The sequence below is a fragment of the Apilactobacillus timberlakei genome (assembly GCF_002993965.1).
Classification (GTDB): domain Bacteria; phylum Bacillota; class Bacilli; order Lactobacillales; family Lactobacillaceae; genus Apilactobacillus; species Apilactobacillus timberlakei.
The window spans coordinates 302,223-320,872 of the sequence record NZ_POST01000002.1; the positions used below are offsets into that span (position 1 = coordinate 302,223).

General features: G+C 29.7%; 21 protein-coding genes, 1 pseudogene and 1 other annotated feature. Of the genes and pseudogenes, 2 read left to right on the plus strand and 20 right to left on the minus strand.

The features are described 5' to 3' along the window. Positions 1-80: 80 nt before the first annotated feature. On the plus strand, positions 81-1,097 hold the full coding sequence (gene adhP / locus C7N71_RS03475; RefSeq protein ID WP_105964509.1) for an alcohol dehydrogenase AdhP: 1,017 nt from the start codon (positions 81-83) through the stop codon (positions 1,095-1,097). Between the two features lie 232 nt (positions 1,098-1,329). Further along, positions 1,330-1,485: pseudogene (locus C7N71_RS08315) on the plus strand (IS3 family transposase); the annotation flags it as partial. Between the two features lie 106 nt (positions 1,486-1,591). Here C7N71_RS08315 and rpmF read toward each other — a convergent pair. The 20 genes from rpmF to polA all read right to left on the minus strand — a co-directional run bounded on the left by rpmF (position 1,592) and on the right by polA (position 18,542). Then, positions 1,592-1,771: a 50S ribosomal protein L32 gene (gene rpmF / locus C7N71_RS03485; RefSeq protein ID WP_105955939.1), complete on the minus strand. Its 180-nt coding sequence runs from the start codon at positions 1,769-1,771 to the stop codon at positions 1,592-1,594. 65 nt (positions 1,772-1,836) lie between these two features. Beyond that, positions 1,837-2,391, minus strand: a complete 555-nt coding sequence (locus C7N71_RS03490) for a DUF177 domain-containing protein (RefSeq protein WP_105987764.1) — start codon at positions 2,389-2,391, stop codon at positions 1,837-1,839. Positions 2,392-2,475: 84 nt separating this feature from the next. After that, a complete protein-coding gene (locus tag C7N71_RS03495) occupies positions 2,476-3,606 on the minus strand; it encodes a nucleotidyltransferase (protein WP_105987765.1) in 1,131 nt (376 codons plus the stop codon). A 4-nt stretch (positions 3,607-3,610) separates the two neighbouring features. Beyond that, positions 3,611-4,342, minus strand: a complete 732-nt coding sequence (locus C7N71_RS03500) for a class I SAM-dependent DNA methyltransferase (protein WP_105987766.1) — start codon at positions 4,340-4,342, stop codon at positions 3,611-3,613. A gap of 1 nt (position 4,343) precedes the next feature. Next, entirely contained in the window at positions 4,344-4,697 is a 354-nt protein-coding gene (rsfS, locus tag C7N71_RS03505) for a ribosome silencing factor (protein WP_105987767.1), read from the minus strand. 17 nt (positions 4,698-4,714) lie between these two features. Then, a complete protein-coding gene (yqeK, locus tag C7N71_RS03510) occupies positions 4,715-5,326 on the minus strand; it encodes a bis(5'-nucleosyl)-tetraphosphatase (symmetrical) YqeK (RefSeq protein ID WP_105987768.1) in 612 nt (203 codons plus the stop codon). Further along, positions 5,319-5,891 (minus strand): nicotinate-nucleotide adenylyltransferase, encoded by a 573-nt coding sequence (locus C7N71_RS03515; protein WP_105987769.1) that lies wholly within the window; start codon positions 5,889-5,891, stop codon positions 5,319-5,321. The genes yqeK and C7N71_RS03515 overlap by 8 nt, the downstream gene beginning before the upstream one ends. A gap of 13 nt (positions 5,892-5,904) precedes the next feature. Continuing rightward, the gene (gene yhbY, locus C7N71_RS03520; protein WP_105987770.1) at positions 5,905-6,216 is read right to left on the minus strand and encodes a ribosome assembly RNA-binding protein YhbY; all 312 of its coding nucleotides are present in this window, start codon (positions 6,214-6,216) and stop codon (positions 5,905-5,907) included. A gap of 17 nt (positions 6,217-6,233) precedes the next feature. Beyond that, positions 6,234-7,361 (minus strand): ribosome biogenesis GTPase YqeH, encoded by a 1,128-nt coding sequence (yqeH, locus tag C7N71_RS03525; RefSeq protein WP_105987771.1) that lies wholly within the window; start codon positions 7,359-7,361, stop codon positions 6,234-6,236. Next, positions 7,354-7,884 carry a YqeG family HAD IIIA-type phosphatase gene (locus C7N71_RS03530; protein WP_105987772.1) on the minus strand — a complete coding sequence of 177 codons (531 nt, stop codon included), beginning with the start codon at positions 7,882-7,884 and terminating at the stop codon, positions 7,354-7,356. The genes yqeH and C7N71_RS03530 overlap by 8 nt, the downstream gene beginning before the upstream one ends. Before the next feature lie 117 nt (positions 7,885-8,001). Continuing rightward, the gene (rplT, locus tag C7N71_RS03535) at positions 8,002-8,358 is read right to left on the minus strand and encodes a 50S ribosomal protein L20 (RefSeq protein WP_105955929.1); all 357 of its coding nucleotides are present in this window, start codon (positions 8,356-8,358) and stop codon (positions 8,002-8,004) included. Between the two features lie 32 nt (positions 8,359-8,390). After that, on the minus strand, positions 8,391-8,579 hold the full coding sequence (gene rpmI, locus C7N71_RS03540) for a 50S ribosomal protein L35 (RefSeq protein ID WP_105987773.1): 189 nt from the start codon (positions 8,577-8,579) through the stop codon (positions 8,391-8,393). Positions 8,580-8,625: 46 nt separating this feature from the next. Beyond that, complete coding sequence (gene infC, locus C7N71_RS03545) at positions 8,626-9,135, minus strand: translation initiation factor IF-3 (RefSeq protein ID WP_105955927.1); 510 nt, start codon at positions 9,133-9,135, stop codon at positions 8,626-8,628. Between the two features lie 37 nt (positions 9,136-9,172). Next, positions 9,173-9,308 (minus strand) — a sequence feature (ribosomal protein L20 leader region). A gap of 40 nt (positions 9,309-9,348) precedes the next feature. Then, positions 9,349-11,295 (minus strand): threonine--tRNA ligase, encoded by a 1,947-nt coding sequence (gene thrS, locus C7N71_RS03550; RefSeq protein ID WP_105987774.1) that lies wholly within the window; start codon positions 11,293-11,295, stop codon positions 9,349-9,351. Positions 11,296-11,620: 325 nt separating this feature from the next. Next, on the minus strand, positions 11,621-12,553 hold the full coding sequence (gene dnaI / locus C7N71_RS03555; protein WP_105987775.1) for a primosomal protein DnaI: 933 nt from the start codon (positions 12,551-12,553) through the stop codon (positions 11,621-11,623). Positions 12,554-12,562: 9 nt separating this feature from the next. Next, positions 12,563-13,945, minus strand: coding sequence for a replication initiation and membrane attachment family protein (locus tag C7N71_RS03560; protein WP_105987776.1), 1,383 nt, complete (start codon positions 13,943-13,945; stop codon positions 12,563-12,565). 2 nt (positions 13,946-13,947) lie between these two features. Further along, positions 13,948-14,433, minus strand: a complete 486-nt coding sequence (gene nrdR / locus C7N71_RS03565) for a transcriptional regulator NrdR (protein WP_105987777.1) — start codon at positions 14,431-14,433, stop codon at positions 13,948-13,950. Positions 14,434-14,452: 19 nt separating this feature from the next. After that, positions 14,453-15,040 carry a dephospho-CoA kinase gene (gene coaE / locus C7N71_RS03570; protein WP_105987778.1) on the minus strand — a complete coding sequence of 196 codons (588 nt, stop codon included), beginning with the start codon at positions 15,038-15,040 and terminating at the stop codon, positions 14,453-14,455. Next, entirely contained in the window at positions 15,033-15,872 is an 840-nt protein-coding gene (gene mutM, locus C7N71_RS03575) for a bifunctional DNA-formamidopyrimidine glycosylase/DNA-(apurinic or apyrimidinic site) lyase (RefSeq protein ID WP_105987779.1), read from the minus strand. The genes coaE and mutM overlap by 8 nt, the downstream gene beginning before the upstream one ends. Before the next feature lie 18 nt (positions 15,873-15,890). Next, positions 15,891-18,542 carry a DNA polymerase I gene (gene polA, locus C7N71_RS03580; protein ID WP_105987780.1) on the minus strand — a complete coding sequence of 884 codons (2,652 nt, stop codon included), beginning with the start codon at positions 18,540-18,542 and terminating at the stop codon, positions 15,891-15,893. Between the last annotated feature and the right edge of the window lie 108 nt (positions 18,543-18,650).

Sequence of the window (18,650 nt, forward strand, 5' to 3'; positions counted from 1 at the left end):
ATTAATAAATGTTATTGATTATAGTTGTAAATTTATTTATAATTCTTAATGTTTAAAATTAATGAATAGAGGTACTTTTTATGAAAGCTGCTGTAGTTAGAAACAATTCAGATGGATATGTAGATATTAAGGATGTAAACTTAAGACCAATCAAAAATGGTGAAGCTTTAGTTGATGTTGAATACTGTGGACTTTGTCATACAGATTTACATGTTGCTTCTGGAGATTTTGGTGAACAACCCGGTAGAATTATTGGTCATGAAGGTGTTGGTAGAGTATCACAAGTTGCCGATGACGTAACTAATTTAAAAATTGGTGATCGTGTATCAATTGCTTGGTTCTTTAAAGGATGCGGACACTGTGAATATTGTTTAACTGGACGTGAAACTTTATGTCGTAATGTTGAAAATGCTGGTTTTACTGTTGATGGTGCAATGGCAGAACAAGTGATTGTTGATGCTGATTATGCTGTTAAAGTGCCAGAAGATTTAGATCCAGTTGAAGCAACATCATTAACTTGTGCTGGTGTTACAACATATAAAGCTCTTAAAGTTGGTAATTTAAGACCAGGTCAATGGAGTGAAGTTGTTGGTGCTGGAGGCTTAGGTAATTTAGCAATTCAATTTGCTCATAATGTGTTTAATGCACATGTAGTTGCTGTTGATGGAAATGAAAAGAAATTACAAGCAGCAAAAGAAAATGGTGCTGAATTATTAATTAATCGTCATGATTCAGACGTATCAAAAACTATTCAAGAAAAAGTTGGTGGAGTTCATAGCTCAGTTGTTACTGCAGTTAACAAAGATGCATTTACCACTGCTATCAACGCTCTAAGACCTGATGGTAAATTAGTTGCAGTTGCATTGCCTAAAGGAGATATGGCCTTAAATATTGATAAAACTGTTCTTGATGGAATTCAAGTTGCTGGTTCACTTGTCGGAACTAGACAAGATTTAACGGAAACTTTCCAATTTGGTAGTGAAGGAAAAGTAAAACCAATTGTTCAAACATGTAAATTAGAAGATATTAATCAAGTTATTGATGATATGAAGAATAATAAAATTGTTGGTAGAATGGTTGTAGATTTCACTAAATAATTAAAAACACTCCTTTTCAAATTAAGGAAATGAACCGCCTACAAAAGTTAGTTTTAAATGCCCAACTTTTGTAAGGCGGTTTTTTTCTATGACAAAATACTCAACTTAAATTGAAAAATTATACTAATGGTTGTATCTCTGCAGTTATTAATGAAGGAACCAAAGAAATTTTATCAATACAGGTTAGTTCTTCTCCTAATCAACAATTAATTTATAAGGCCTTAAAAGAGAATATCTTAATAACTTTGAAATTAAAAATATCAAAATGTTAACGAAGTTAACTAAAGATTATTTAAAATTTTTTAACAATCAAAGAATTTCATTAAAAACAAAAGGAATGACTCCGATTGAATATCGAAATCATTCCATAAAGAATCATTTAATTTAATATAAATATCTAACTTTTGTAAGTCACACCAGAAAAGGACTCTTTTTATTTTAGAAAATAAAAAAAGATATCAGATTCCATGGTGATCTGATATCTTTAAAAAATATTAGTCGTTAGTTTTAACAACTTGTTTTCCATCATAGTATCCACAACTAGGACAAACCATATGAGGTTTACGTAATTCACCACAGTTTGGACAAGCACTCAAACCTGGGTTAGCCAACTTAATGTGGCCACGACGCATACCCTTTTTAGCTTTTGAAGTTTTTCTCTTTGGTACAGCCAATGCAAAGACCCCCCTTACTCTTTAAAATAAAATATCCACTAGTGAAAAATTTTAAGTCTTACCAATTAATTATCACTATCGTTAAATAGATTTTTTAGCTTAGCAAGACGTGGATCTACTTTTTTATTATCTGTCTTTTGATTGTCATATTCTTCTTCAGAAATAACTTCCCAATCATTACCCTTAGGCATTTCACTACCATTCTTTTCATCAGGCGACAGAATATGCATTGGAATTTGTAAGATAACGTTGTCTGCAACTGATTTATCAAAATCAATAACACCATCATCATCTAATAAAAATGCAGCTTCATCTTCTTCTTCATATTTCCTCAGTTGAGCTCTTGTATCCACATAAACTTCATCTATTTTAAAGTTTAAAGGAAGCTCAACTGGGTTCAAAGATCTTGATGAAGGCACTACGATATTACCACGAACATGAGCATTAACAATGGCATTACCATTGTCATAGAATACATAAGCATCCACACTAAATTTATCATTAGCAGAAATGACATATTTACTATATCTTTCCATAATATCTTGAGATAAATCCATCTTTTCACTAACATAAAGTGGTTTATTCTTGTAATCTGATAATTCTCTTAATACCCATTTCATAGGTTTACCTCCTAATGCAACGACGTTAATTATACATAGTAATAAGATAGTTTGTCAAGGTGTTTTCCTTGATACCTAAAATTACTAAAATATTAACGGTACTTTATATAAATCTTCATTCTTTTTACTTTCAATACTATATATATTACCAGATAAGTAGTCAAACTTAAGCTCTTTTTCTAGCAAATCTTTGCTAGGCTTTGAAATAATCATCATATCAGTGTTTTTCTTTATTTGTTTAAGATATTTTCTTCCTAAATTATTAAAACCTAATATACGAATATACTCAGAGGAATTTTCAAAATCAATAGATTTAAAGTTCATTAAAACATATACACAAAGTCGTCTTAGTCTAGCAAATGTATATCTTTTGGTCTTTAAATTATTTAAAAATTCATCAAAGGTATTAGATACTTCAATATTTTTTTTGAATCTATACTCTAAGCCCTCTGTCATTTGATAAATGCTTCTTAATTCATTAACAGAGTTGGTTAATATTTTGTATTTTAAATATTTCCAAAAAATATTCCAATCAATGTATTGATTATCCTCAATGATTTCCAAGGTAGATTTAGGGACTACATTATAAATTTTAGAAAAATTGTTAATGTTTTTTCTAATAGATGTTGCACTAGAAATATTTAAATTAGAAGCAATTATTTCAACATCATTATGATTACTAATCTTTCGTTTAACAGGAATTAATTCCATAGGTATAGATAGCTGTCTATTATATAAAGCATAATTAAATGCTAAAATATCATTCGGTTTGTTTATAAAAAAACCAGTTTTTTCGGCAATTAATTGTTGAATTGCTGAAGTATAGTTTTCCTCATAATTTTTAAAATATTCAGGATTTTCTAAATTAACAGTAGCTAATTTAGAAAAATTCATTTCTGGACTTTCACTGCCAAATGATAACCATTTACATTGCAAAGCACCTAATATATTGACCGCAGCTTTAGCAAATATGCTTGCTGGCTGAACAGAATATTGAAATGGTAACTCTACAACCAAATCAACATCATTTTCTAGTGCCATTTTAGCACGATTCCATTTATCAAAAGAAGCTGGCTGGCCTCTTTGAACCCAATTTCCACTCATAACTACAATACATAAATCGGCATGGGTAAGTTCCTTGGCTTTTTTTATTTGGTATAAATGTCCATTATGGAAAGGATTATATTCACTAATTATTCCAACTGCATTTAACATATTATCACTTCTCACAAATAAAAAACCATCTAGTAGTATTTTCGTCTATTTTATTTTTTCCAAAATCACTAAAAACATTTACTTTAGAAAAACCAACTGTGTCTAATGATGAAATATAATCTTCTAGATTATAAGTACGTTCATGATGCAACTCACTAAATTCATCATAAGCATCTAATTCTTCATTGTAGTTAAAAAATGATAAATCATGATCAACAGAATGCTCTTCATCCCCAATATAAGTTGTCCACATAAAAGCCCTAGTTTCGTCATGAAAATTATACATATATCCTGGATAAATCTTATCAGTCTGATAAGGGGTGATTACATCAAATAAATATTTTCCTTTATTGTTAAGGTGATTATATGCATTTTCAAAAGCGATTTCTAACTCTTGTAAGTTTTTTAAATAACATAGAGAATCATCAAAACATGTAATTACTTCATAATTGGGAAAAGAAGATAAATCTAACATATCGCCTTGAATTAAATTGGCAGTCTGATTTTTTCTTCTTAAATTATCATCAGCAATTGTTAACATATCCGAAGACATATCAAGTCCACTAACATTATATTTTTTGTTTCTCAATAAAGAAATTAGTCTACCTGTACCACAAGCAACGTCTAAAATATCATCATCTGCATTAGCGTTATGTTCAACAAAATCCAACCACTTGTCATACATGGTTGGATCAAATAATTCATCATATAATTCTGCAAATTCTTGATAAATCATATTATTTTACCCATTGATCAATTTTTACTGATGGTGCATCTGACCATAACTTTTCTAGATTGTAATATTCTCTTTCATCACTTTGAAATACATGAACAATTACATCCCCTAAATCAACCAAAATCCATTTTGCAGTATCTTTACCTTCTACTTGTTGCACTTCAACATTTGCTGCTTCCGCTTGGTCTACAATTTCATCAGCAATTGATTTTACTTGACGATTTGAAGTTGCATCCATAATCACAAAATAATCTGACATTAAACTAACTTCATGTACATTTAAAGCAACAATATTATTTGCTCGTTTACTATCTGCAGCTTTTACTACTACTTCTAAAGTATCTTTACTACTCATTTATAAATTGCTCCTTATTACTTTATTTTTGAATTAACAACCCATTGATTATAAGTATCAATAGTTTTCGGATAAACTGATTTATTATTAGAAATTAAATATTCAAGTGTATGTTTAGTTTGATATGCAACACCATCTTGTAAATTATTAAATGTAATTTTTCTGGCTTCATCAACACCTGGGAATTCACGACCCATTTCAAGATAATCTGCCATATAAACGATTTGAGATAAAGTAGACATATATTTAGAACCTGTTGTGTGATATTTTACAGCATTAAGAATTTCCACATTGGAAATTTTCAATTCATTTTGCACAAACAAATATCCTACTGCTCCATGCCAAATTGCATTACCATAATTTAATAAATTTTCATTCAAATGATATTTTTTAATAGCAGCAATAAAGTCTTCATCAGGCCTTTGTTTAGCATAATCGTGAACTAATCCTCCAATGCTAGCCATTTCTTCATCAAAATCATTTAATTTAGCTAACTTAATAGCCATTTGTTCAACTCTTAAAACATGTTCAAATCTAGATTGCTTTAGAGCTGATTTTAATTTATTAATCAATTCTTTTCTGCTATATGGAACAATATTTTCTTTATATTCTAATTCGACTTCATTCATAAATATGATGCTCCTTTATATATTGTAAAACCTCATCTGGAATCAAATAACGTACAGATTGTCCGTCTTTAATACTATTACGAATAAGTGTTGAAGAAATATCAAGCTTATGAACATTCAATTTAATAATACTATATTTTGAATTATTATCGTATTTTCCTCTTTGAATACCAACAAATTTTATTATTTTAGTTAATTCATCAATTTTATACCATTTAGGCAAATAATGAACCATGTCACCACCAATAATAAAATAATAATCACTATTTGGATTATTACGCAACAATGCATTCATTGTATCATAAGTATAGCTCTTACCTTTTCTATCAATTTCATCCATCAAAATACCAAAATTATGATTATCTTTGATTGCCAAATTAACCATATTAACCCTATCAACAGAACTAATTGCAGACTTTTGATCAATATGGGGAGGAATATAATCAGGCATAAATAAAACTTTGTCCAAATTCAATTTAGTTCTAACTTGTTCAGCAATAAATAAGTGTCCATTATGAATGGGATTAAATGTCCCACCCAAAATACCAATTTTCTTTTTGCGCATCTTAAACAGCTCTTTAAATATTTTTAACTTCTACAGAATAATTTTGAAATTTTTCTTTACTTGCCGGCATAAATAATAATAGTGTTTTTCCAATAGTTTGAACTACAGATACATCACTATTTTCTTCAATAAATGATTTTACATCTGATACACTTTCATCAGCATTTTGTTGAATATTAATTTTAATTAACTCTCTTCTTTGTAATGCATCGAAAATTTGATCTAACCAGATTTCATTTAGTCCATTTTTCCCCACAGAAAATAAAGGCTTCATACGATTAGCTTGTGATCTCAAATAACGCTTTTGTTTACCTCTTAATTTCATTGAAATTCTCCTTATAATTAAATCATTGCTCTTCTTAACAACACAGAAACTCCTTTGGGAGCCCATCCCGCTACTACAACATCTGAAGGTACGGTAATCCATCCTAAGCCTTCAATTACTAAATCACTTTTTTGATCTGTCTTAAATTCATATCGAACTAATTCTGGAAAATCTTCAATAGAATCTTTACTAGGTGGAGTTAACATTTCTCCAAAATGTTTACTATAAAATGCGTCTGCATTGATAAGTTTAGTTCTATGAATGAAAAGATTATTTTCAACATAAACTATAAATCCATGCTTTTTATCTCCATTAACATAATCAAACCTAGCAACACCACCAAAGAATAAGGTCTGTTCCGGGTTCAATTGATACACTTTAGGTTTAATTTGTTTTTGTGGTTCAACAACCTTTAAATCCTTTCCAGTAAGATAATGAGCCATTTGTTCTTTATGAATAATTCCAGGAGTATCGACTAATTTATGTCCATCTTCTAAATTAATACTAATTTTATCTAAAGTAGTACCAGGAAATCTTGAAGTTGTAATTAACTCTTTTATTCCAGTATTTTGCTTAATAATTTGGTTAATTAAGGTTGACTTACCAACATTAGTTACACCGACAACATAAACATCTCTATTTTTACGATATTTATCAATATTATTTAATAAATTATCAACAGATTCATTAGTTCTAGCTGAAACTAATTCTACATCAATAGGTCTAATTCCTGCTTCGTTAGAACGTTGCCTAATCCAATCTCTTAATTTACGATTTTTTAATGATTTTGGTAACAGATCGGCCTTATTTCCAACTAACATAATTGGATTGTCACCAACAAAACGATGCAGTCCTGGAATTAAACTACCATTAAAATCAAAGATATCTACTAAGTAAACGATTAATGCATTAGCATCTCTAATTTGATTTAAAAGTGCTAAGAAATCATCATCAGTCAAACTTACAGGAGAAATTTCATTATAGTGACGCAATCTAAAACATCTTTGACAATAAATTTCACCAGTTTCTTTTCCTTTATCTAAAGCTGATTTAGGAGTATAGCCTAATTCATCAGGAGTATCCATTTGAATTTGGGCTCCACATCCAATACAACGCAAATCTTCGTTTTCTAAATTTTCAGTCATTAATATCCTCCTGCCATTTTAAATCAACATATTTTTTATTTAAATTTTTCCAAATCTTTTTTTCAATAAAACGATTTGGCTTTGTATTCCAAGCATCAGTTTCAATTAATGGTTTAACTAAGACACTTCTAACTCCAGCATTATTAGATGCCCAAACATCAGTTAAAAGTTGATCTCCAACCATTATAACTTGTTTTTTATTTAAGTGATATTTTTTTAATGCCTTGTTAATACCATTTGGAAATGGTTTTAAAGATCTAGATATAAAATCTAAATCTAGCATTTCTAAAGCTTTTTTCACTCTTGATCGTTTATTATTAGATATAACAACAAGTTCAATATTATGTTTGCTTAGATTATTCAACCAATTTCTAAGCTGAGGAGTTCCATATGGATTATTCCATGGGATTAAAGTGTTATCCAAATCTGTAAAAACATATTTTATTCCCATGTCTTCTAATTTAACTGGTGATATATTATAAATCATAGGTATCATCCAGGTTGGTTTAAATTTAGATATCATAATAATAAAACTCCTCTTAATAAATATATGTAAAGTAAGCAATTTTAATTACTTACTTAATAAGAAAAAAACTCCCACCTACTTACCTTAAGTGGTGAAAGTTTTATTTTTGAAAAATTATTTAACAGCTTTCTTAGCAGTTTCGGCTAATGAAGCAAATGCTTTTTCGTCATTTACAGCTAAATCAGCTAACATTTTACGGTTCATTTCAATGTTTGAAAGTTTCAAACCGTGCATTAATTTACTGTAGCTTAATCCATTCATACGAGCTGCTGCGTTAATACGAGCAATCCATAATCTTCTGAAATTACTTTTGTTTGCTTTACGATCACGGAATGCGTATTCGCGTGATTTCATAACTTGGTCTTTAGCAGTCTTGAAAAGACTGTGTTTACCTTCACGGTAACCCTTAGCTTGTTTTAAAACACGTTTACGACGTGCATGAGTAACTGTTCCACCCTTAACTCTTGGCATGTTTAAATCCTCCTATAATTATGTCTTATTAATTAAAACATTTTTTCGTATTTATTAGCAGTTGTCTTTTTGATCATGCTAGTTCCACGTAGGTTACGACGTTGTTTCTTTGTCTTACCGTGGAAACGGTGACTTGTAAATGCATTAGCACTCTTTAAACCACCCTTAGCGGTCTTTTTGAAACGCTTAGCAATAGCACGATTTGTTTTAGTCTTTGGCATTTTGAAATCCTCCCTTAAATTCTTTAAAGTATTATATAAATACTAACTATTTTTTATCGCTTGATTTAGGTGCGAGCATTAGGAACATACTTCTTCCATCCATTTTTGCTCGTTGAGTAACATTAGCAACTTCTGATGTAGATTCTGCCATTCTGTTTAACACATCACGACCAATTTCTTTATGTGTGATGGCACGTCCCTTGAAACGAATTGATACTCGAACTTTTTCACCCTTTGATAAGAATTTTTGAGTTCTTTTCAATTTAGTGTTGAAATCATTAGTATCAATAGTTGGGCTAAGTCTAATTTCCTTAACACTGACAACTTTTTGTTTCTTACGAGCTTGACGAGCTTTCTTTTGTTGTTCAAAGCGGTATTTACCGTAATCTAATACTTTAGCAACCATAGGCTTAGCTTTAGGAGCTACAACTACAAGATCTAATCCTGCATCTTCAGCAAGTTTCATTGCTTCCGCCTTTGACTTAACTCCTAATTGATCACCATTTGCACCAATTAAACGAACTTCACGTGCTCGAATTCCATCATTAACCATCATATCGTTTGCTATGGTAATTCACCTCCAAGTATATTAAAAAGCAGAAAAAATACGGGAACCTAAGAAGGCCCCCGCATTTGTCCTTTGTAAAATAAACAAAGGTTCATCCGATATCATGCCTAGCGACTTAATTATCACTGAGGCGAGAAGCGGGAAGGCTTCTGCTTTTTCGATAATTTAATAATACCAAATTAATAATTAATTGTCAACAAATTATTTATTTCCTCTAGAATAATTATCAATATCATTTTGAATCTCTTTAGTAAATTCATCAAAAGATTCATCTTTACTGTCTTTTTCACTATATTTACGTACAGAAACGCTATTGGAATTCATTTCATTATCACCAACAACTAATGTATAAGGAATCTTATTAGTTTGAGCATCACGAATTAAGTAACCCATTTTTTCATTACGGTCGTCAACACTTGAGCGAATACCCATTTTAACTAATTTTTCATTAATTTTTTTAGCATAATCACCATGTTTATCCATGCTTACAGGAATAATTTTAACTTGATGAGGAGCTAACCATGTTGGGAAAGCACCCTTATAAACTTCAATTAGATAAGCAATGAATCTTTCCATAGTTGAAACTAAACCACGGTGCATCATAACAGGACGGTGTTCTTTACCATCTTCACCAACATAATGTAGATCAAATCTTTCAGGTAACATAAAGTCTAATTGAATAGTAGATAGTGTCTCTTCATTACCCATAGCTGTGTATGTTTGAACATCAAGTTTAGGACCGTAGAATGCTGCTTCACCTTCAGCTTCAACATATTCTAAACCTAAATCATCCATAGCACCCTTAAGCATTGATTGAGACTTGTTCCACATTTCATCATCATCAAAATACTTTTCGGTATTCTTTGGATCACGGTAACTTAATCTAAAGTGATAATTACTAATATCAAAATCCTTGTATACTTCAGTCATTAAGTGCAAGATTTTCTTAAATTCATCTTGAATTTGATCAATTGCTAAGAAAGTGTGACCATCATTTAATGTCATTTCACGTACACGTTGTAATCCTGATAAAGCACCTGATTTTTCATATCTATGCATCATTCCTAATTCAGCGATACGAATTGGAAGTTCACGATATGATCGAATATGATGTTTATAAATTTGAATATGACTTGGACAGTTCATAGGACGTAACTCTAGTTCTTCACCATCTCCCATATCCATTGGTGGGAACATATCATCACGATAATGTGCCCAATGTCCTGAAGTTTTATAAGCATTAAGATTCATAAGAACTGGAGTAATAACATGTTCATAGCCATTAGCCAATTCTTTGTCCACAATATATCTTTCAACAACACGACGAACAGTAGCACCATTAGGCATCCAATATGCTAAACCTGCACCAACCTTAGGATCAACAAAGAATAAGTCTAGTTTGTTACCAATAACACGATGGTCACGTTCTTTAGCTTCTTGACGTTTTTTAACATCGGCATCTAAATCTGCTTTCTTATAGAATGCAGTTGCAAAAATTCTTTGTAACATTGGGTTTGATGACTTACCTTCCCAGTATGCACCAGCAACTGATAGTAGCTTAAATTCTTTAACTTGTTTAGCAGATGGAAGAACAACACCTTCACCTAAGCCTAAATAATCACCAATTTGATAAAATACAACTTGATCATTCATAGCTAATTTATTAACTAACTTAGCTTGATATGGATCACCATCAACTTGCTTTAAGGCATCTTCTTTGCTTAAAACTTTACGTTCAATTTGAACATTATTTTTAACCATTTTATGCATACGTTCTTCAAGTTGAGGCAATTCATCAGCACTAACTTGAGTTTCTCTTTTATCAGTATCAACAAAGAATCCATCATCATCAGAAGTACTTTCACCGAATTGAATATTTGTAAATTGATCCGCTAATGCAGCCTTTAATAGTTGAGAAGCTGTTTGACGTAATACTTTTAAACCGTCATCAGAATCTTTAGTTACAATTTCAATTTTGCCACCAGAATTCAATGGTAAATCTATATCAACCATTTTATCGTCAATTTTTCCGGCAACTGCTTTTTTAGCTAAACTAATGGAGATAGATTTAGCGATATCTTCAGTAGTTACACCCTCATCAAAATCTTTTACATTTCCATCTGGAAATTCAAAAGAAAGCTTAGCCATAAATATCTCTCCTCTTTGATTAATTTATACGGGGAAGGAATAAAAAAAGTCCCTAGCGTCACAAAAAAGTAACACTAGGGACGTAAATTACGTGGTTCCACCCGAATTCTATCTACATATATCATATGTAGACCTCATAGTTAGTCTTTAACGGTAACAACCCGATTTAGAATTTCCTCTAAGTCATTCATAAAAGTGGTAATTTAAAAATCAAATATAAAGAAACTTACAGTTAATGTTCCTTCTCCCTGAAAATTTAAATAATTAAATTATATCTTCTACATTTACAATTATGATTATTTAAAGATAAAATGTCAAGTATATTTTATTGTGGACGGCGATTATCACCAGTTATTTTAACCTCTTTGGATAAAAAGCGAATTCTTTGCATAATTCTTTGAGCTTTCAAGGGCTCTTCATCACCCTTATTATTAAATTTCAGATGATTATGTTCAAACTCACTCATTGAGTAGTTAGATGTAAAAAATGTAGGCAGTGAATTTTGCATTCTATATTCCAATATTACACTAAAAATATCATCTCGAATCCAAGAAGACATATCATCAGCACCAATATCATCTAATATGAGTAAAGGCATTTGCTTAATCCTATCTAACTTTTTGGCAACAGTATTGTTTTTAATAGAATTTTTCATTTCAGTAACAAAGCTAGGAAAATGTAATAACATTACTTCATATCCATTTTTAACTAGTTCATTTGCCATTGCAGCCATTAGAAATGTTTTCCCAACTCCAAATTCACCATGAAGGTAAATTCCTTGATGATATTTTTTAGAATCTTGTTCATAATCAACAATAAATTGCAATATATCGTTATATGCATCTATACGTTCCTGATCTTTATCAGTATAAAATTGTTTTAAATCAATTTTTCTTAATGCATTGGGCAAAGAAACTAAATGCATTTTCTTTAACATTTTTGCATTCTTAATAGAAGCTAGTTTACTTTTTGTTGGAACATAAGCAACATTAATTGAGTCCTTACTAAGCTCTAATTTAGGTTCGTATCCTGGAATTGTAGAATTTTTACCAGAAATAACTTTATCTCGTTCATTAACAAATTCATATAATTTAGAAATAGATTTAATAATTGTTTGGTGATCTAAATTATTTTTATTAGCATTCAAAAATTCATTTACATCTTTGTCTTTTAAAACATTATTAGCAAGCTTTTTAAATTGCTCACCAAACTTCTTATTAATCATTAACCTTGATAGCTCATCACTTAAATTTTCCATTGTCTACCCTCACTTTTTACCCCAATTTCTAATTCTTTTTAGTTTATCTTCTAATTCTTTTTTTCTAGATTCATCCGGAATCGAATCTTTATCTTGGGTATTCTTTTTGTCTTTTTTCACAGAATTATCTTTTACATCATTATTTTTTGCCCAGTCAGGAAGTTCTTCCTTAATTGGTTTACGATAACTTCTCTTATGCTCACGCTTCTTTTCATCAGATGTCTTTTTGCGATTCCTAATTTCTGAAATAGCATCCTCAGCATTTCTAATTCCCTTTTGCGACCAATTGTCAGCAATCGTGGTAAAAAGATTTCTACTTAATCCTGAATTTTTTTGATCAATAATTATATGATAAGTAACCATATTTATAACTTCTGATTTTAATACAGAAACATCCATTACGTCGCGAATAGTTCTAATTTCATTATCGTGAACAAAGCCGTCTACTTGTTTTTTCAATCCTTGTAAAAAATCTAAGGGAGAAAATTCTTTAGCCATATTCACTATCTGTTTTTCACCTTGATTAAGATTATTATTATCATTAGAAATATAAGATTTTCTATTATCTTCATTAAGGTTAACATTATTATTAGTAAAATTCCTATCAACCAATAATTTTAGTTTATTAGGATCAAAAACATTGTTATTAACATTAGTAGCTTTTTCAATAAATCTTGCCATTTCTGGTTCATTAATCCCATATAATAAATGCTCCGATTTGATTAAATGATGATTTTTCTTAACATCAGAAATATTTACAAAAGATTGCTCTAGTATTGATAATACTAAATTAAAATCAAAATCATCACCAGGGTCAATATCATTTGTACCAGATTCTGTAGGGTTCCCAACTAATGATTTAGCTTCGCTAACATTCTTAGGTGTATTAGATAATTCATTACTTTTAATATGAAAGACTTGCAAAAAATTTTTTGAAATATCATTATATTGTTTTAAATTGTAACTATCTAGTGTTACATCATTAACAATATCTTCATAACGATTTTCACCAATAGTCTGCAATAAAGTAACGCTTAACAAATCATCATTAAAAAATTGATTAATATCAAGCGGTTTTATAAGTTTATATACATAACGATGGTTATCATTTACATAAGTTTTGACTAGACCAGCACCTTCAAGTTTTAATCTAGCTTCATAAAATGTTTGAATATCAATATTTAAATAAGCAAGCAGTTCAAAATTAACGTGTAATTCAAAATCTTTATCTCGTTCATACATTCTCCAAAGATTATTTATTAAAGCATAAGCATTAATCCCAATAATTGGTTGATAAAGAATGTCTAAAGATTTTCTTTCTAAATCAGAAATTAAATAATCAGAAGTTAGAATAAAATTATCTTGAGGACTAATATTACGCCATTCTTCCATATTTATTCTCCATCATTTTTTTGACTCTTTTGATGATCATTATCTAAAACTTCTTTTAATTCATTATAAAAAACGGTCATATCTTTAAATTGACGATATACACTAGCAAATCTAATATATGCAATTTCATCAACATTTACTAGTTCTTTCATGACATATTCACCAATAGATTGACTTGGAATTTCATTTTCACCCATAGCTCTAATTTTAGATTCAACATTATCAACAATTGTTTTCATAGAATCCATAGAAACTGGGCGTTTTTCTGCTGATCTAATAATTCCCTTTAAAACTTTTTCACGATTAAATTCTTCTCTATTACCATTATTTTTAACTACTAATAATGGCGTTTGTTCAATTCTTTCAAAGGTAGTATATCTATAGCCACACTTTTCACATTCTCTACGGCGACGAATTACTTGTCCGTTTTCAGTAGGACGACTATCTACTACTCTAGATGAATTTTTATGGCAATGAGGACATTGCATTAACTTTCACCCCAAATTTTTAATTATCTATTTTATTAAACAATTTTATCACTTGATTACGAGTTTGCATAATGGAACCATTACTATCTATTAAATAATCAGCCAATTTTTCCTTAAAATTCAAAGGCCATTGACTTTTAATCCGCTTAATTGAATCAGAAATACTCAAATTATTTCTCGATTGTAATCTATTTAACTGATTCATAGGTGTACAAGTAACGACAACTATCCTATCGCACATAAAAGCATAACCATTTTCAAATAAAGTAGGCGCATCAAATATAACTATTTTTTCATTAGTATTATCAATAATTGATTGAACATCAGATCTAATATAAGGATCCATAATACGCACCAAATTAGTTAGGTTATCTTTATTTTCAAAAACGAGTTTAGCTAAATGAGAACGATTTAATTCACCATTTTTGTCTAGAATATCATTACCAAAATATTTTGTAATTGCATTTAAACAATCACTATCCTTCTGTTGTAACTGATAGGTTATTTTATCAGCATCAATTATTTGATATCCCATTTTTGCTAAACAATCAGAAACATTAGATTTTCCAGTTGCAATTCCGCCTGTCAGTCCAATTACTTTAACCATTTTTAGTCACTTTATGTTGGCAATTAGGACAAAAAGTTGTTCCTCTTTGAGCTACTTTAATTTTTTCCAAATTAGTTCCACATCTTTCACATGGCTCTCCAGCTCTTCCATAAACATGAAGACTGTTTTGAAATTGACCAGCTTCTCCATATGCATTTGAGTATGAATGAACGGTAGTACCATGACCTTTAATAGCCATTTTAATTTCTTCAATAATATTTTTTCTAAGTTCCATTATTTGATTATCAGAAATTGTATTAGTAATGGTTTCTGGATGAATTTTACTTAACCATAAAACCTCATCACAATAAATGTTACCTAAACCAGCAATATGACTTTGATTTAATAAAAATGGTTTTATTTTACCCCTACCTTTATTCATAATTGATTTCATATAATCAAATGTTAAATCATCTTCAGTGGGCTCTGGCCCAATTGTCCCAAGTCCTGATAATGTATGTTCATCACCATTTTTAATTAAATACATTCTGCCAAATTTTCGACTATCTTTGTATCTTAGTTCTCGATCATCATTTAAATGAAAAATTACATGTGTATGTTTTGTTGGTTCTGTGCCTTCGGGTTCAACATCATATTTTCCCTCCATTCTTAAATGGGAAACTAATGTCATGTCATTAGAAAAACGGAAAAGTAAGTATTTTCCTCTTCTATCTATTCTTTTTATATTTTGATTAGTTAAAGTAACTTTTAATTTTTCTGGATTAACATTAATCATTTTAGGATATAAAATATCAATACTATTAACATGCGATCCTTTCACTAATTGATTTAACCCCTCTTTAACAGTTTCTACTTCTGGTAATTCAGGCATTTAAAAAACCTCATTTCTTTATTTAATATTGTACCAATTACTACCATAATGGCTCTTAACGTTTAATGGTACTTGTAATTTAACAGCTGAATCCATTACTTTAGGTACCAATTTGCTTAAAGTTTTTATTTCTTCTTTGGGTGCTTCAAATATTAATTCATCATGAACTTGYAATAACATTTTTGCCTTTAAGTGATTATCCTTTAAAGCCTTTTCCATTTTTAACATTGCAATCTTAATAATATCAGCTGCACTACCTTGAATTGGTGAATTCATTGCTGTTCTAGCAGCAAATGATCTTTGATGAAAGTTCCTAGAATTAATATCTGGTAAATACCTGCGACGATTCAAAATAGTTTCAACGTAACCGTTATTTTTAGCTTTTTGAACAATATTATCCATATAATTTTTAACACTTGGGTATTCATTAAAATATTTTTCAATGAATTTCTTAGCGTCAGAACGACTAATACCGGTATTTCTAGCTAGACCGAAATCAGAGATTCCATAAACAATTCCAAAATTAACTGCCTTTGCTTGTCTTCTAAGCTCAGGAGTAACCTCACTATTGTTAGATAAGCCAAAAATTCTTCTGGCAGTAGATGCATGAATATCATCATTATGAATAAATTCATCTTGCATATTTTTATCATTTGAAATAGATGCTAAAACACGCAATTCAATTTGTGAATAATCAGATGAAAATATTTCCCAATCTTTATGACTTGGTACAAAAGCTTGTCTAATTTTTCGTCCTTCTTCAGTCCTAACTGGAATATTTTGTAAATTAGGATCTACTGATGACAAACGACCAGTTTGAGTAAGTGTTTGTAGATATCTAGTATGAACTTTATGATCATTTGGATGTATATCTTTTAATAATCCTTCAACATAGGTGGATAATATTTTATTTATTTGACGATAATCTAAAACTGACTGAACAATTGGATAGTCCGGAGCAAGTTTTTCTAAAACATCAACTGCTGTGGAATAACCAGTCTTAGTTTTTTTCAAAATTGGCAAATGAAGTTTTTCAAATAAAATTTCACCAAGTTGTTTAGGCGAAGCAATATTAAATTCAGTTCCAGCTTCATTATAAATTTTTTGTTGAATTTCATTTAAACGTTCTGTCAGCTTACTACTCATTTCTTTTAGAACATCACTGTCGACAACAATTCCAGCAATTTCCATTCTAGACAAAACAAATGTAAGTGGCAATTCAACATTATTGTATAAATCTAATTGATTATTATCTTTAAGTTCACTAAATAATTTATCTTTTAAAGAATTAATAGCCATCAATTTTCTTGCAAAGTGTTCAAATAATTTATCTTCAGATGGAATTTTACGTTTTGCACCTTTACCATAAACATCATCATCAGATTGAACTTCAAAATAATCGTGTTCATTAGCTACTTTTCCCAAATCATTACTATTATCATTGGTATTAAGTAAATAAGATGCTAATAATAAATCCAATCTTACATTTTTTAAACTAATACCTAATCTATTTAGACCAACATAAGTTCTTTTAGCATCAAATAAATTTTTGGTTATTTTATCATTTTCTAAAATGCCTTTTATTTCTGGCCTATTTAACATATCAATATTATCTGACACATAAATACTTTCATTAATTCTAATAGCAAAACCAATAAATGGATCAATATGATAATTTTCACCATCTATTCCCAAATAGAAAGTAACTTCAGATGGAACATTGTCAGATATCACTTTTAAATTATCATTATTAATTTCTGAATATTTAATTTTTTTCATAGATTCTGACTCATCAAAGTCCATTTGACTAAGAAATTTTCTAAAATTCATTTCGCGATAGAAATTTACTAATTTATCACGATCATCACCTAAGTAATTAAGATTGTCTAATTCTATTTCAATAGGAGCATCACGATCAATTCGTGCTAATTTCTTATCCAAAAACGCTTCCTCTTTATCATCAATTAAATGCTCTTTTAATTTTTTACCACTTACTTCATCTAAATGATTGTATAAATTTTCTACGCTATCAAATTGCTTAATTAACTTTAAAGATGTTTTATCCCCAACTCCTTGAACCCCAGGATAATTATCGGATGCATCTCCTTTTAATGACTTCCAATCAATAATTTGTGAAGGTTTTATCCCCATAGTTTCTTTGACATAATCAGTATCATAATGAGTCACTCCTGATACTCCACGATTAGAAATAGAGACTGTCGTCTTGTCTGAACATAACTGTGTTAAATCATTATCACCAGTTACAACTGTAGTTTCAAATCCTGCTTCATCAGCTTTTTTTGATAAGGTTCCAATTATGTCATCTGCTTCATAATTATCTAATTCGTAGGTCTTAATACCACGAGCGTCTAACATTTGTTTTACATATTTGAATTGTTCCAATAATTCATCAGGAGTCTTATGTCTTCCAGATTTATAACCAGAGTACATTTTCGTTCTAAAGGTTGTTTTTCCAGCATCAAATGCAACTAACGCGTGTGTTGGATTTACTTTATCTAGCATAATATCCAGCATATTGTTAAAACCATAAATGGCACTTGTATGAACACCTTTATTATTGGTAAAACGTTCAACTTGTTTAATTAAAGCATAGAAAGCTTTATAAATTATACTATTACCATCTATCAATAATAATCTTTTTTCAGCCATAAAATTCTCCTTTGATATTTATATATTAACTAAATTTTAACACTTTCTTTATGTTATTAATTATATACAAAATAAAAAAGATGATGTTGTAAAAACACCATCTTTTTA